This is a genomic window from Litoreibacter ascidiaceicola, assembly GCF_900129235.1.
Taxonomy (GTDB): Bacteria; Pseudomonadota; Alphaproteobacteria; order Rhodobacterales; family Rhodobacteraceae; genus Litoreibacter; species Litoreibacter ascidiaceicola.
Genome location: NZ_FQUV01000006.1, coordinates 1 through 16,052, shown reverse-complemented (window position 1 = coordinate 16,052; position 16,052 = coordinate 1). Strand labels below are relative to the sequence as shown.

At 53.1% G+C, this 16,052-nt stretch carries 11 protein-coding genes; all 11 read left to right on the top strand.

The window, feature by feature from the left end:
- The first annotated feature begins 30 nt into the window (after positions 1–30).
- A complete protein-coding gene (locus BUB72_RS12900) occupies positions 31–1,245 on the top strand; it encodes a 2-aminoethylphosphonate--pyruvate transaminase (RefSeq protein ID WP_245814841.1) in 1,215 nt (404 codons plus the stop codon).
- Positions 1,246–1,262: 17 nt separating this feature from the next.
- A complete protein-coding gene (gene phnA, locus BUB72_RS12895; protein ID WP_073144455.1) occupies positions 1,263–2,522 on the top strand; it encodes a phosphonoacetate hydrolase in 1,260 nt (419 codons plus the stop codon).
- Entirely contained in the window at positions 2,519–3,976 is a 1,458-nt protein-coding gene (gene phnY / locus BUB72_RS12890) for a phosphonoacetaldehyde dehydrogenase (RefSeq protein WP_073144452.1), read from the top strand. Before phnA ends, phnY begins: the two co-directional genes overlap by 4 nt.
- Before the next feature lie 60 nt (positions 3,977–4,036).
- Entirely contained in the window at positions 4,037–5,392 is a 1,356-nt protein-coding gene (pbfA, locus tag BUB72_RS12885) for a (R)-1-hydroxy-2-aminoethylphosphonate ammonia-lyase (RefSeq protein ID WP_073144450.1), read from the top strand.
- Positions 5,389–6,231 carry a DMT family transporter gene (locus tag BUB72_RS12880; protein WP_073144924.1) on the top strand — a complete coding sequence of 281 codons (843 nt, stop codon included), beginning with the start codon at positions 5,389–5,391 and terminating at the stop codon, positions 6,229–6,231. The genes pbfA and BUB72_RS12880 overlap by 4 nt, the downstream gene beginning before the upstream one ends.
- 2 nt (positions 6,232–6,233) lie before the next feature.
- Positions 6,234–7,916 (top strand): Na/Pi cotransporter family protein, encoded by a 1,683-nt coding sequence (locus BUB72_RS12875; RefSeq protein WP_073144448.1) that lies wholly within the window; start codon positions 6,234–6,236, stop codon positions 7,914–7,916.
- 46 nt (positions 7,917–7,962) lie between these two features.
- Positions 7,963–8,724, top strand: a complete 762-nt coding sequence (locus tag BUB72_RS12870) for a DeoR/GlpR family DNA-binding transcription regulator (protein WP_073144445.1) — start codon at positions 7,963–7,965, stop codon at positions 8,722–8,724.
- Between the two features lie 68 nt (positions 8,725–8,792).
- Positions 8,793–11,255 carry a GcvT family protein gene (locus BUB72_RS12865; protein ID WP_073144443.1) on the top strand — a complete coding sequence of 821 codons (2,463 nt, stop codon included), beginning with the start codon at positions 8,793–8,795 and terminating at the stop codon, positions 11,253–11,255.
- 248 nt (positions 11,256–11,503) lie between these two features.
- Entirely contained in the window at positions 11,504–12,523 is a 1,020-nt protein-coding gene (locus BUB72_RS12860; RefSeq protein ID WP_073144441.1) for a putative 2-aminoethylphosphonate ABC transporter substrate-binding protein, read from the top strand.
- Positions 12,524–12,645: 122 nt separating this feature from the next.
- Positions 12,646–13,779, top strand: coding sequence for a putative 2-aminoethylphosphonate ABC transporter ATP-binding protein (locus tag BUB72_RS12855; protein ID WP_073144439.1), 1,134 nt, complete (start codon positions 12,646–12,648; stop codon positions 13,777–13,779).
- Positions 13,776–15,791 carry a putative 2-aminoethylphosphonate ABC transporter permease subunit gene (locus BUB72_RS12850; RefSeq protein WP_073144437.1) on the top strand — a complete coding sequence of 672 codons (2,016 nt, stop codon included), beginning with the start codon at positions 13,776–13,778 and terminating at the stop codon, positions 15,789–15,791. The genes BUB72_RS12855 and BUB72_RS12850 overlap by 4 nt, the downstream gene beginning before the upstream one ends.
- Positions 15,792–16,052: the final 261 nt, after the last annotated feature.

Here is a 16,052-nt window from a genome sequence, read left to right as displayed (position 1 = left end):
ATATGGTGCACTCCTCTCTAGACAAAGGGTATGGCATGGAAATCCAAGGAGCTTGGAATGGGTACCAAAACGAGCGATATTGAGCCACCAAGACTGGGAGAGCCCTATCTTCTTACACCCGGGCCATTGACGACATCCTACGCGGTGAAAGAGGCCATGCTCCGCGATTGGGGTAGCTGGGATAATGAATTTCGTGAAATGACGCACAAGATGCGGACACAACTGCTTGCCCTTTTGGGCCCCGGCAAGTCAGAGTACGATTGCGTTCCAATTCAGGGATCAGGATCCTATTGCGTTGAAGCAATGTTGGGATCATTTGTGCCCAAAGATGGCAAAGTGCTGGTTTTGGCGAACGGTGCTTACGGGCTGCGTGCCGCGCAAACAATGGAATGCCTTGGCCGCGCCTACAAATTGCTGAACAAAGGTGACTATCTGCCGCCACGTGGTGACGAAGTTGCTGCCATCCTCGCCGAAGATCCTGCAATCACCCATGTATTGATCATTCACTGTGAAACGAGCTCTGGCATCCTGAACCCTGTTGAAGAGATTGCAGATGTCGTCCACGCGGCTGGACGGAAGGTTTTGATCGACAGCATGTCTGCCTTTGGGGCCGTTCCACTAGATGTCGAGCGAACCAAGTACACGGCGATGGTGTCGTCGGCCAATAAGTGCATCGAAGGTGTTCCGGGTTTCGGCTTTGTGATAGCCCGAACAGATGAACTCGAAGCTGCAAAAGGCAACAGTCACTCTTTGTCTCTGGATGTCTATGCACAATGGGCCGCGATGGAAAAAACGGGCCAATGGCGATTTACGCCACCAACCCACGTGGTTGCGGCCTTTCTTGTCGCGCTTGATGCTCACGAGAAAGAGGGAAGCGTTGCGGGACGAGGTGCGCGTTATGCGCGTAACCGCGACGTGATGGTTGAGGGCATGCGCGACCTAGGGTTCGAAACCTTGCTTGCAGATCGATGGTTGAGCCCGATCATTGTTACATTCTTCTGCCCAGCCAGCCCTGCGTTTGACTTCCATAAGTTTTATGAGTTGATGAGAGATCGCGGATTTATCATTTACCCAGGAAAACTAACCGTTGTTGATAGCTTCCGTATTGGTTGTATCGGCCAGATGGATGAGCACGTCATGCGCAAGGTGGTCGCTGCTGCTGCTCAAGCCCTCGCTGAGATGGGCGTAAATGATGCCTCACCGCCCCAAGCGGCACTTGATGAACGCAAAAAACTAGCTGCTTAGAGCAGAAGGAAAAACTGATGCCAATTACCAAAACTGTTGTCGCGAATGATCGCACGTATGCTACGCCTAAAACCTGTGCCATTGCTATCTGCCTGGACGGGTGTGAACCGGAATATCTGACAAAAGCAATCGCGGACGGCCTAATGCCAACGCTCAAACGCATGCGTGAGACCGGCACAGATCGGCTTGCTCACTCTGTCATTCCATCCTTCACCAACCCTAACAATCTGTCGATTGCAACTGGCCGTCCACCTGCTGTGCATGGCATTTGCGGCAACTATTTGTATGAGCCGGAAACAGGCGAAGAAGTGATGATGAACGATGTCCGTTTCTTACGGGCGCCAACAGTGTTCTCAAAGTTCTACGAGGCCGGTGCTCGGGTGGCCGTCGTCACCGCCAAGGACAAGCTGCGGGCGCTTTTGGGGGCCGGCCTGAAGTTCGATGAAGATCGCGCGATGTGCTATTCGGCGGAAAAGTCTGACACGTCGACCAAAGCTGAACATGGTCAGGATGCCGCAAGTAAATGGCTTGGGATGGCACAGCCCGAAGTTTATTCGGCGGAACTTTCCGAATTTGTTTTTGCTGCCGGCGTTAAGCTGTTGAAAGAGTGGAACCCCGACGTAATGTATCTGACCACGACAGATTACGTTCAGCACAAGTATTCCCCCGATCAGGCCGAAGCGAAGTCTTTCTACAAGATGTTCGACAAATACCTGACTGAACTGGATGCAATGGGCGCGGCAATCGTTGTGACTGCGGATCACGGCATGAAGCCCAAGCACGATGCGAACGGTGACCCACAGGTTATTTACGTGCAAGATTTGCTTGATGAATGGTTAGGTGAGGCTGCGGCCCGCGTGATCCTGCCAATCACCGACCCTTATGTTGTGCATCATGGTGCGCTTGGCGGTTTTGGCACGGCTTACTTGCCAGATGGAACAGACCAAGCCGACATCATCGCCCGTCTTGCCGCCCGTCCCGAGATACTTGAAGTGATGGACAAGGCCGAAGCTGTCCGTCGTTTCGAATTGCCCGGCGACCGCATTGGTGACATCGTGATGATCTCAACCGAGAATATGACAATTGGGACCTCTGCCCACCGCCACGACCTCGCAGCGCTAAACGAACCATTGCGCAGCCATGGTGGCCTGACAGAGCAAGAGGTGCCGTTTATCTGCAACCGTGTGCTTGATCTGCCGTCGGCTCCCGTTTTGCGAAATTTTGATGCATTCTTTTATGCGGCTCAAGCCGCAGCGATGGAAAAGGTAGAAGCATGACCGCCATGGATAAAATCGACATTCGCCATGAAGGCATGCGCATCGGCGGGGAAATCGTCTTTACCGATGATGTGGTAGAGGTGAAGTATCCGTACACCGACGAAGTGATTGGCACAGTTCCGGCAGGCAAAGCTGAACATGCTGCAAAAGCCTTTGAAATTGCAGCGAATTACAAGTCTAAGCTCAGTCGCTATGAGCGCAGTCAAATCCTGCAACGCGCAGGTGAGCTGATTGGTGAGAGGCGGGAATATCTGGCCAAGTGGCTGACTCTTGAGCTTGGCATCTGCCATCAACACGCGATTTACGAGACCAAGCGCGCGCAGGACGTTTATCAATTTGCCGCCAGTCAGGCGATGAACGATGACGGCGAGATTTTCTCTTGCGACCTGACCCACAACGGCAAGGAACGCAAGATCTACACCACCCGCGAGCCGGTGAAAGCGATCAGTGCGATCACTCCGTTTAACCACCCGCTTAATATGGTGAGCCATAAGATTGCACCGTCCATTGCAACCAATAACTGCATGGTCTGCAAGCCTACCGAATTGACACCACTGACAGCAATTGCGCTTGCGGATATTCTCTATGAGGCGGGTTTGCCGCCAGAGATGTTTCAGATTGTCACGGGGATGCCGCAGGACATCGGTGACGAGATGATCACCAATGAAAACATTGATATCATCACCTTCACCGGCGGCGTGCCAGTGGGCAAGATTATTGCAAGTAAGGCTGGCTACAAGCGCCAAGCGCTAGAGCTGGGCGGTAATGACCCTTTGATTGTTTGCAGCGATCTGAGCGACGCTGACCTTGAGAAAGCCGCGACAATTGCGGTGGCTGGCGCGACTGGAAACTCCGGCCAGCGGTGCACAGCGATTAAGCGCATTCTTGTGCAAGAGTCTGTGGCGGACAAATTTGTTCCAATGGTGCTGGCGAAGGCCAAGAAGATCAAGTTTGGCGACCCGCAGGATCCTGAAACGGAACTGGGCTGTGTGATCCATGCCCAAGCGGCAGAGTTGTTTGAAAACCGTGTTTACATGGCTGGAAAACAAGGTGCTAAAATTCTCTATCATCCAAAGCGTCAGGGCGCGTTATTGCCACCCATCGTGGTGGACCACGTCCCCCATGATAGCGAATTGGTGATGGAAGAGACCTTTGGTCCGATCATCCCCATCGTGCGGGTGCCCGACAATGACGAAGAGGTTATGGCGATCTCGAACTCGACCGATTTCGGGCTTTCCTCAGGTGTTTGTACGAACGACCTGAACCGTGCGATTGCCTATATCAACGGTCTGGATGTGGGAACTTGCAATATTTGGGAACAACCGGGCTACCGCATCGAAATGTCTCCGTTTGGCGGCATCAAGGACAGCGGCAACGGCGTGAAGGAAGGCGTAATTGAAGCGATGAAATTCTTCACAAACGTCAAGACATACTCTCTGCCTTGGCCGGGCTAGGGCATACCTCTCCCTTAACTGCAGGGCCTCGTTGGCCCTGCTTTTTTATTAGGACCGCAAATGCCCGCGACGATCCACACAGAAGGTGAGCCGAACACATCAGCAGCCCGCAAGGATTGGTCATCAAAAGAAACCGATGCTGCGGCCATCGGCTTGTTGCAACGTGACGCCGACGCGTTTCTTCATCAGAGTTTATCCAGCCCTTGCGTCTCCACGATCGCAAAGGCGGAAGGCATCTGGATCGAAGATGTGGCCGGGCGACGCTTCATGGATTTCCATGGCAATTCAGTTCATCATATCGGCTACGGTCACCCTCGTTTGGTTGCCGCGATCAAGGATCAGCTGGACCAACTTTCCTTCTCTCCACGGCGCTTTACCAATGACGTCTCCGTCGCGCTGGCCGAACGGCTGGAGAAGATCACGCCGGGAAATCTGGGCAAAACGCTATTCACCACCGGTGGATCTGACGCGAATGAAGTTGCTCTGCGCTTGGCACGGGCCGCGACAGGAAGATTCAAAACGCTGAGCTTTTGGGATTCCTTTCATGGCGCGGGGTTTGGTGCAGCGTCGGTCGGTGGCGAGGCCACTTTCCGCAGCCATATTGCCGGCCCACTGCTTCCGGGTGCAGAACACGTCGCACCATTCCATTGCTATCACTGCGCCTACGGTCATTCGGGGCCGGAAAACTGCGGGCTGGCTTGCGCCAAGATGGTCGACTACGTCCTGCAACGCGAAGGGGATGTGGCCGCTGTCATTGCCGAGCCGATGCGCGCGGTTCCTGTGGTGCCTCCGGCGGGATATTGGAAATCAGTTCAAGAGGCCTGCCACCGTCACGGCACATTGCTGATCATGGATGAAATTCCGACGGGCCTAGGCAAAACAGGCGAGATGTTTGCGTTTCAGCATGACGACTTTATCCCTGATATTGTTACGCTCGGAAAAGCGCTTGGCGGGGGTATTTTGCCGATTGCCGCAGTTGTTGCGCGACGTTATCTGGATGTAGCAGGTGACTTTGCAATCGGGCATTACACTCACGAGAAAAACCCGGTGACCGCACGGGCCGCCTTAACGACACTGGATATCATCGAGGACGAAGGGCTCGTCGAATGTGCCGCCACGCTCGGCACCCACGCACAAGATCGTTTGCGTGAAACCTTGAGTACCCATCCCAATGTCGGCGATATCAGGGGGCGAGGCTTGATGTTTGGCATTGAGATCGTATCCGCCCAAGATACCCGCACGCCGGCGCCTGAACTGGCTGAACAGATCTATTATTCCTGCCTTTCGAACGGTCTGAGTTTCAAGATCAGCGCAGGAAACGTGCTAACGCTTTCACCGCCGTTGACGATTTCCCGCACTGAGTTGGACGAGGCGCTTGGCATTGTCGAAAAAGCGGTACAGGGTTGCAAATCTTGAGCCTGAGCATCTTCCTCATTGTCGTCTTCGCTGCGTTTCTTCACGCATTATGGAATGCCATCGTAAAAGGCGCAGGTGACAGGACGATCGTGCTGGGCCTTGTCGCTGCGGGGCATGTTATCCCGGGATTTGCGCTTTTGGCGTTTAGCGCGGCCCCATCCTCAGCCGCAATTCCATATATTGTTGCCTCGACGGTCATTCACTGGGGATATTACGCGTTGTTGAGCATCGCGTACCGGACCGGAGATTTAAGCATCGTTTATCCTATCGCGCGTGGTCTTTCTCCCGTGTTGATTGCCGTTGGCGCATTAATTTGGGTGGGCGAAGAGCTGCCTTTGGTTGTTTGGCTGGGCGTTTTCGCGGTCTCTGCAGGCATCCTGCTTTTGGCGCGCGGCGTATTTACGTCTGGCATTTCCCGTGCCGGGCTGGTCGCAGCCGTTGGTGTCGCCGTTGTTATCGCCAGCTATTCCATCGTGGATGGCGTTGGGGTCCGCGTCTCGGGCAGTCCGACGGGCTATATCGGTTGGTTGTTCGTGTCCGAACTCTTCGTCGTGGTATTCGTTTTCACAAGCCGATGGGAGAGACTTCAGAATATGTCCGGCCGCGCCATTGCGATTGGCCTTTTTGGCGGGGTCGTTTCTGGGGCGGCTTACGGGCTGGTTCTATACGCAAAAACGCAAGCCCCGCTGGGTGTCGTTTCAGCTTTGCGTGAAACATCCGTAATCTTTGCTGCGCTGATGGGCGTGTTTTGGTTCTCCGAAGGCCCCCGCCGCGACCGTTTGCTCGCTGCTCTAATCGTGGGCCTGGGCATCGCGACAATCGCTGGGGTGAATGTCTAACAATGATCATTATCTCATTCATTGTTGAGTTGATGGGCGCCACAATGCTGCTGCTGTTTGCGGTACGCATGGTGAGGACCGGTATTGAGCGCGCTTTTGGGTCGTCCTTCAAGCGTGTCGTCACCGAGAATCGCAACCGCGTGAGCGCCGGTGCAACGGGCCTTGTGCTTGCCATTATCCTGCAAAGCTCCGCTGCGGTCGCGTTGTTGGTCGCCGGATTTTCCGCGACCGGTGCCATTTCGTTCGGTGTCGGCTTGTCCGTCGTGTTGGGGGCAGACCTTGGATCAGCACTTTTGATTCAGGTGTTCTCTTTCGATCTGGCGTGGTTGGTCCCAGTTCTACTGGCGGTGGGCGGCGGTCTTTTTGTCAAGTCAGAGCAACGCAAGCTTCGCCAAGCGGGCCGAATAATACTTGGCATTGCCTTTATTCTGATTTCGCTCCGGTACCTTCGAGAAACGATGGACCCCATCCGCGACAGCACTTTCTTGCCAGTAATTGCAGACTACCTTGCGACGGATTTCCTGACGGCATTTATCGTCGGGGCCTTATTGGCTTTCTTGATGCACTCGAGTGTTGCGGTCATCCTGATGTGTGTGACGCTGGTCTCGATTGGCGCGATCCCGGTTGCTGCTGGGGTGTCCTTGGTGCTTGGTGCCAATCTGGGCAGCGCTATCATTCCTGTGTGGCTCAGCAGGGGCATGAAAAATGCGGCGAGGCGGGTTCCAGTGGCGAATTTGGCCGTGCGCGGAAGCGGTGCCCTAATCGCCCTGTATGTGATCAACAAATTTGGCCTTTTGCAATATTTCGGATCTGAGACCTCCGCACAGACGTTAATCAACACACACATATTGTTTAACGCGCTTCTGTTGATGGTATTGATCTTTGCGCACAGGCTGGAACGTCCATTTTTGAAATTTCTGCCTGACGACCCTCCCACCGCAGAAGAGCAATCCCCACTCTATAAGACAACGCTTGACGAAGCCGTTCTGGACAAGCCGCATCTGGCGATTACGAACCTGAAGCGCGAAGCGTTGCGCATGATCCAGTTGGTCGAGACCATGGTAACTCCGGTTATGGATATCTATACAAAATATGATCCTGACCGCGCCCGTATGGTTCTTTCGCAAGATGCTTTCGTGAACACGGCATTGGACGATGTTCGGCGTTATGCAGCTGCGCTGCAAAACACGGACCTTTCTAAACAGGACAATAAACGGGTTCGCGAAATCACCGAGTATGCGATCGCAGTGGAAACTGCGGGGGACATTGTGGCCAAACGCATGATCCCACTCGCGAAAGAGATGTACGAGAAGGGTATCCGGTTTTCCCAAGACGGGGCCTCAGAAATTACAAATATGCATGAGCGGACCAAAGCGAACTTGCTGCTGGCCTCTAACCTTCTCGTTTCCGATGATCTTGAAAGTGCACGCTTGCTGTTGGAGGAAAAGCAGGAAATGGCGCGGCTGGAGCGTAAAAGCCGCAAGCGCCATTTGAAGCGTCTGAGCGAAGGGGTCCAGATCAGTTTCGATTCCAGCGACATTCATCTTGAAACCGTCGGCGCGTTACGTGACTTTAACAGCCACATAGCCTCGGCTGCTTACCCGCTCCTTCACAGGGGCGGCCAGTTGCTTGAAACACGCCTGATTGAGCAGGATTACGACGACCTAGACGTGCGTCAGCGTTAGAATGTTGTTTTCTGTCTGATCGGTGGAAAGATAGGGAAAGCCACTGATGTTGGCGACAGAGCGACACGCGATAATTCTTGAGCGGCTTGACCAAAAGCCGACGGTTTCTATCCGGGCACTGACAGAACAGCTTGGCGTGTCGCGTGAAACGGTTCGCAAAGACATCGAGCTTTTGGCCCAACATAAAAAGCTTGAAAAGATACGCGGCGGCGCGACCAAGATCCGCACCAGCGAACTGCCCATAACCCGCAGGTCCAAGCTGAATATTCAGGGTAAGTTCCTGATCGCACAATATCTAGCGTCGCAAATTCCAAACGGAGCTTCGCTATTCTTGGACAACGGGTCGTCCGTGCTCGCCTTGGCCAAAGCCCTGACACATCATAGCGGCCTGATCGTCTATACCAATGATCTTAAAGTTGCTGAGGTGATCGCCCAAGCAACGGCCGAGCTGGTAATCATTGGTGGCAAAGTCGATGTGACCGAAATGGCCGTACAGGGTGTTGAGGCGTTGGAAAGCGTCGCGCGATACCGCGCGGATTTTGCCGTCGTGAGCGCGGGTGGCCTTAGCCCGTCAGCGTTTTTGACCGACTTCAGCCGCGAGGCGTCCAGCATGCGCCACCTGATGCTGTCCCAATCACAAAATCCGATTATGGTGGCCGATAGCCAAAAATTTGGTGTCGTCGGGCATGTGGTTTTTAATGCGCCTCCAAAACCGACGCGTATCGTGACGGATATTGCGCCAGATGATGATATCCGCCGCGCGATATCGCAACGAGGGTATCGGCTTGATATCGCTTCCGAGGCGTAGATTTTGTTTGCCAAGTTTTGCCAAATAACGCAATCTAATGCAAAGCGAATTTGCATTGGAGAGTTGGCATGGCCAAAACGGAACTTCCCGAAAGAGCGCAATATGTAATCGTGGGCGGCGGCATCGTCGGGTGCTCCGTTGCTTATCATCTGGCAAAAATGGGCCACAACGATGTGGTGCTGCTTGAACAGGGTCAGTTGAGTTGCGGAACCACATGGCACGCCGCCGGATTGGTCGGTCAACTGCGCAGCCAACCCGCCATGACGAATCTGATCCGCTATTCGACACAACTCTACGCCGACCTTGAGGCAGAGACCGAACTTGCAACGGGATGGATGCAATGTGGGTCTGTCACCGTCGCCCGTACCGAAGATCGCATGACGATGCTCATGCGCACGGCGGCCGCAGCGCGCGCGCAAGGTGTCGATGTTGATGTACTCACCCCGCAGCAGGCGCAAGACAAGTGGCCCGTCATGCAAGTGGATGACCTTAAAGGGGGCATATGGATGCCCGGTGACGGCAAGGCCAACCCCACTGATTTGACCCAATCCCTTGCCAAAGGTGCCAGAATGCGCGGCGCAAAGGTGATCGAAGGGATCAAGGTAACAGATGTTCTGACAAAGGACGGTCGGGTAACGGGAGTCGAGACAGATCAGGGCAGGATCGAAGCGGAAGTCGTGGTGAATTGTGCGGGCCAATGGGCGCGCAGCCTTGGCAAGATGTGTGGCGTGAACGTCCCGCTTCATTCCGCAGAGCATATGTATATCGTGACCGAAACCATGAAAGGCGTTAATCCCGACCTGCCGGTTTTGCGCGACCCCGATGGCTTTATCTATTTCAAAGAAGAAACCGGTGGGCTGGTCATGGGCGGGTTTGAGCCAGAGGCGAAGCCCTGGGGCATGGATGGTATTCCTGACAAATTTGAATTCTCGTTGTTGCCCGATGACTGGGAGCAATTTGAAATCTTGCTCGAAAATGCCCTGATCCGGGTTCCAGAAATGGAAACCACAGGTGTGCGCAAATTCTACAACGGCCCTGAAAGCTTTACACCCGACAACAACTACCTGCTTGGCGAAGCGCCAGAGTTAAAGAATTTCTTTGTTGGCGCCGGATTCAACTCAATGGGTATCGCGAGTGCGGGTGGCGCAGGCCGTGCCCTTGCTGAGTGGATCGTGCACGGAGAGCCAACGTCAGATCTTTTTGCCGTCGATATCCGCCGCTTTGCTGATTTTAACAATAACCCGACATGGCTGCATGACCGAGTCAAAGAAACGCTGGGGCTGCATTACGCAATGCCTTGGCCCAATCGGGAGTTGGACACCGCACGCCCCTTTCGCCGTTCTGCACTTTATGATCGGCTTGCAGCAAAAAATGCGGTGTTCGGTTCCAAGATGGGGTGGGAGCGGGCGAACTGGTTTGCACCCGAAGGCACAACACCTGAAAACGAATACAGCTTTGGCCGCCAGAATTGGCACGATGCCGTAGCCGCAGAACACAAGGCGACACGGGAAGATGTTGCGGTATTCGACCAAAGTTCCTTTGCCAAATTGCTGGTTCAGGGCTGTGACGCTTGCACGGAACTCAACAGAATTTGTGCTGCCAATATCGACGTCGCGGTCGGTGGCACCGTTTACACGGGCCTGCTGAATACCCGCGGAGGGTTCGAAAGTGACCTGACTGTTTTGCGACTGAAAGAGCAGGAGTTCCTGTTGATCACCGGATCAGCACAAGCCGTTCGGGACGCTGATTGGATTGGCAAGAATTTCTCGCCAGATGCACATGTCTTTCTGACGGACGTGACGGCGGCCTGGTCTGTCCTGGCACTCATGGGGCCGAAGTCACGCCAAGTACTTCAGCAGTTAACCAAAACCAACTTGTCAAATGCCGCTTTCCCGTTTGGAACTGTGCAAAAAATTGATCTGGGCTATGCCACTGTCTGGGCTAACCGCATGACATACGTGGGTGAATTGGGTTGGGAACTGATCGTTCCGGTGGAATTTACTGTCGGGGTCTACGAAGACCTGAAACGGGCTGGACAGGATCACGGTATTATTGACGCAGGATATTATGCGCTTGATGGCTTGCGTCTTGAAAAGGGCTTTCGCGCTTGGAGCCGTGAACTGACGCCGGATATCACACCTTTGCAAGCGGGCCTCAGCTTTGCTGTAGATTTTGACAAGCCCAGTGGATTCATTGGAAAGGACGCACTAGTTGCTGCCAAAGCCGATCCCAATCACCTGAGCAAGCGGATCATTCAATTGGTCGTTGAAGATGAAATGGTTCAACTTTGGGGTGGCGAAGCGGTCTTGTGTGACGGCGTCGAAATCGGCGAAGTGCGCTCGGCCGGATATGGACACACACTTGGCGCGGCTGTTGCGTTATGCGAGATCAATGCAACCGAACCGGTGAAGGCTGATTTTATCAAGGCACATTCCTTTGAAGTTGATGTGGCCGGGATGCGCTTCGCAGCCAAAGCGCATCTTCGCACGCCCTATGATCCTAAATCAGAACGGGTCCGGGCGGATGGGTGACAAACAAAGTACGGCTTGAGGCTCGATAAGGTCGGTTAATAGATTGAAAATCTTTATTTTTATGGAGGGCGAGGAGGAAACTCTTCGCTCCAAAAACCATTGGGATCAGCGCAAATAACACATAAGCTTACCCTATACATTTAAAGGAAATATCAATTTGGTTTGTTATCTTTTTCTGCGAGAGTAATGCAATACCTCCGAAACCACATCAGAAGGGCTTCGGAAAACTCGAAGGGAGTTAACAAAACATGACTATTTTTCAAAAAGCAATGACAAGCGTTGCAGCCTTGGCGATCAGCGCCACAGCCGCTTTTGCAGAAGCTGAATTGACAGTTTATACCGCAATCGAGGCCGAGGATCTGGCCCGTTACGCAGAGACCTTTAATGCAATCCACCCGGATATTAAAATCAACTGGGTACGCGATTCAACCGGTGTTATAACCGCAAAGCTGCTAGCAGAACGTGATAATCCACAAGCTGACGTGGTTTGGGGACTGGCCGCGACTTCGTTGTTGCTGCTTAAATCCGAAGGCATGCTGGAGGCTTATGCGCCTGCTGGCGTTGAAAAGCTCGATCCGAAGTTTGTAGATAAAGACGAGACGCCCGCGTGGGTTGGCATGGACGCATGGGTTGCGTCGGTCTGTTATAACACTGTCGAAGCAGAAAAGCTTGGCTTAACCCCGCCGACGTCGTGGAAAGACCTTACGGACGCCCAATACAAGGGCCATATTATCATGCCCAACCCCGCTTCGTCCGGCACCGGATTTCTGGATGTATCCAGCTGGTTGCAGATATTCGGTGAAGATGACGGCTGGGCTTTCATGGATGGACTTCATGAAAACATCGCGCGGTATACGCACTCAGGATCCGCACCATGTAAGCTAGCAGCCTCAGGTGAAATCCCGATTGGCGTTTCCTTTGCCTTCCGCGGTGCCAAGTCCAAAGCTGCCGGTGCACCTCTAGAAATCATCGTCCCTTCCGAGGGTGTTGGCTGGGACATGGAGGCCACGGCCATTGTCGCGGGCACTGATGATCTGGAAGCCGCACAGAAGCTGCTTGATTTCACGATCACCAAGGAAGCCAACGAAATGTACAATGTTGGCTATGCAGTCGTGGCATATCCTGGCATTGCCAAACCGGTTGAGCACTTCCCAGCAAATCTGTTGGACGCGATGATCGACAACGACTTTGAGTTTGCAGCAAACAATCGGGCTGCAATCCTAAAAGAATGGGCGGGCCGCTATGACGGCAAGTCTGATCCAAAGTAAGCGATCTAGACTTCGCAAGAGCGCCTGATGACTGGGCGCTCTCGCACCTCTTAAACAACCCCCTCCTCTTTCCAGAAGACCGGTTCTTCGCCGGAATTTGTTCTGCGATGTAATAAGGATGTTTGCCCTTGCCTCTTGACGGATCAGAGCCCTATCTCAAAATTCAAAACCTCTGGAAAGCTTTCGGAAAGTTCCTCGCGCTCAAGGATGTCTCGCTTGATATCTATGAGGGTGAGTTGATCTGCTTTCTTGGACCTTCGGGCTGCGGCAAGACAACGCTGCTGCGCGCAATTGCGGGACTGGACCTGCAGACCAAAGGCAGTGTGCATCAGGGCGGCAAGGACGTGTCAAACCTGCCCCCTTCTGAACGTGATTTTGGGATTGTCTTTCAATCTTATGCGTTGTTCCCGAACCTAACGATTGAAAAGAATGTGGCGTTTGGATTGGAGAACACCGGACGCTCAAAACCTGAGATAAAGGCGCGGGTGTCCGAGCTTCTCACCATGGTGGGGCTGGTCGATCAAAGCAAGAAGTACCCAGCACAATTGTCTGGAGGGCAACAACAGCGGATCGCTTTGGCGCGCGCGATCGCGACCAACCCCGGCTTACTGCTTTTGGACGAACCCCTGTCGGCGCTTGATGCCAAAGTGCGCGTCTATTTGCGTCACGAGATCAAAGAACTGCAACGCCAACTTGGTGTGACGACAGTGATGGTGACGCATGATCAGGAAGAGGCCCTCGCGATGGCCGACCGCATCGTTGTCATGAAAGACGGGGTGATTGAGCAGGTTGGAACCCCAACTGAAATCTATAGCACCCCCAAAACACTGTTCGTGGCCGACTTCATCGGTGAAATGAACCAGATTCCAGCCCTGGCTGGGCCAAGCGGTGCAGTCAGCTTTGGGAGTGCAACTATGCAATCTTTGGGGCATGATTTCGCTGAAGGCCATCCAATTATCGCCGCAATTCGTCCCGAAGATGTAATCCCACACGGGGACGAAACCCATGTGCTGGGATCGGATGACGTTATTGAAACGGAGGAAAACGCCCTTGAAGTCGTGGTGGGTGAAATGGAGTTTCTCGGATCGTTCTGGCGTTGCAGATTGCATCACGAGCGCTTTGGAAACAGCGAGTTGATTGCAGACTTTTCTATCAACGCTGTGCGCAGACTCAGCCTTGAACAGGGTGGCAAGATGACCGTTGAACTTCCAAAGAACAGATTGATGGCATTTGAGCGGCCGGAGGCGGCGGAATGACCGACGCGACCCAGCAAAGCCTTCCCGCCGGCCCCACCATAAAAGGAAAGCTCTCGCGTGATGACCTTATCATGCGGGGCAGCATGATGGTGATCGGCCTCTACCTTCTCATCACGATGGTGTTCCCACTCTATGCCATGCTGTCCAAATCCTTTTCGACATTTCAATTCGATCTGTCAGCTTACGAAGTTCAGGTAAGTGACCAAGCGGGAACATTCTATTCCGACGCCGTTACATTCGCGCTTTTGAACGACCAGCTTCAGGCGCTGGACGACAGCGACCTGATCGCAGGATCAGATGGACGTGTTGGCGTGACGCAATTCTTTCCCGACTTTAGTTTCCGCAGCCCGGTCAAGTATCGTCTTCGCAACACAACTGCCGAAGGTCGGTTTCTGGTCGGATCAACGTTGAACGACAGTACCGAATGGGTTGAATTGGACAGCAATACCTTTCGCCGCGTTCAACTCCGCCCGGTCAAATCAACCGGCCTTGGGAATTTCAAAAACTATTTTAGCACGCCTGCCCTTTCGAATTCGATCAAGAACTCCGTCTTTATCGCAACCATAAGTACGATGATCACTGTCACACTGGCCTTTTGGTTTGCCTATGCACTGAGCCGTTCCTGCATGCGTTTCAAAGGCGTGTTCCGCCTGATTGCGATGGCTCCGATCCTCGTCCCATCGCTGTTGCCGGGCATTGCGCTGGTGTATCTGTTTGGTAATCAGGGGTTTCTAAAAGAGATGCTGTTTGGTGCAAGTATCTACGGCCCGATTGGAATTGTCATCGGATCAGTGTTCTTCACCTTTCCACATGCGTTTTTGATCATTTCAACGGCTTTAGCGATCTCAGATGGGCGGCTCTATGAGGCGGCCACATCACTGCGTGCGACGCCGTGGCGGACCTTTTGGACTGTGACCATTCCAGGTGCACGATATGGTTTGGTCTCGGCGGCTTTTGTGGTCTTTAACCTTGTCATTACTGATTTTGGCCTGCCCAAAGTTATTGGCGGACAGTTCAATGTATTAGCCGTAGATATCTACAAACAAGTCATCGGCCAGCAGAATTTTGAGATGGGTGCAGTGGTGTCCGTGGTCCTCATTCTGCCAGCGATCCTTGCATTTGCAATCGACCGCTTTGTGCAGAGCAAACAAGTTGCGCTGCTATCGGCTAGGTCTGTTCCTTATCAACCAAAACCAAACAAAAAGGCCGATTGGATATTGTTCGGCTATGCAAGCCTTGTTGGCATATTTATCATCGGTATTCTTGCCGTGTGCCAGTTCGCCGCGTTGGTAAAATTCTGGCCGTATGACCTTAGCTTTAGCCTGAATAACTTCCAATTTGACCGTATGGACGGTGGAGGTTGGGGCTCATATTACAACTCGATCAAGCTGGGCTTGCTTACGGCTACTGTAGGCACTGCGATCATCTTTTTTGGGGCGTATCTTGTTGAGAAATCCAACGGCTTTAAGACCGGGCGTGCGCTATTTCAGATGTTTGCAATGCTGCCAATGGCTATTCCAGGGATGGTTCTGGGGCTTGCCTATATCTTCTTCTTCAACAATCCCGATAACCCGCTACACATAATCTACGGAACAATGGCGATCCTTGTCGTTTGCTCTGTAACCCACTTTTACACTGTGTCGCACCTTACTGCGACAACCGCGCTTCAGCAGATGGACCGGGAATTTGAATCGGTATCGGCGTCGTTAAAACAACCATCGTTAAAACTATTTGGCCGAGTCACTGTGCCTGTTTGTCTGCCGTCCATCCTAGATATTTCGATCTACTTGTTTGTGAACGCAATGACGACAGTCTCGGCCGTCGTGTTCCTCTATTCACCATCAACGTCCCTCGCATCTATCGCGGTTCTCAACATGGACGACGCAGGTGATATCGCTCCGGCTGCAGCTATGGGGATGATGATTTTCTATACAAATGCTGGCGCGCGGATATTCCATCTTATTGCCTCGCGCGGAGTTCTTGGCCGTACTCAGGCCTGGCGTAGCAGGTAAATAGCGCACTCTAGTAGGATCGTTGATCTATCTTAAACAGCGTAGTGACGTCCGACTGATCAGAGCTTTCATGAGTTAATGGTGTTGATTTTCTAGTTCGCTGCGCCGTAAACTACTGACGGTGAAAACTGAAAGAGGCAGTTATGGGAAAAATTCAAGATTTCTTGGGTCTGTTGCACTAATCTGTCTTCGGTTTGATATTTGAGGTTTGCTCATCTTGTGGAGGCTCCTCATGCAGCATAGTCCGTTTAAGCATCATCG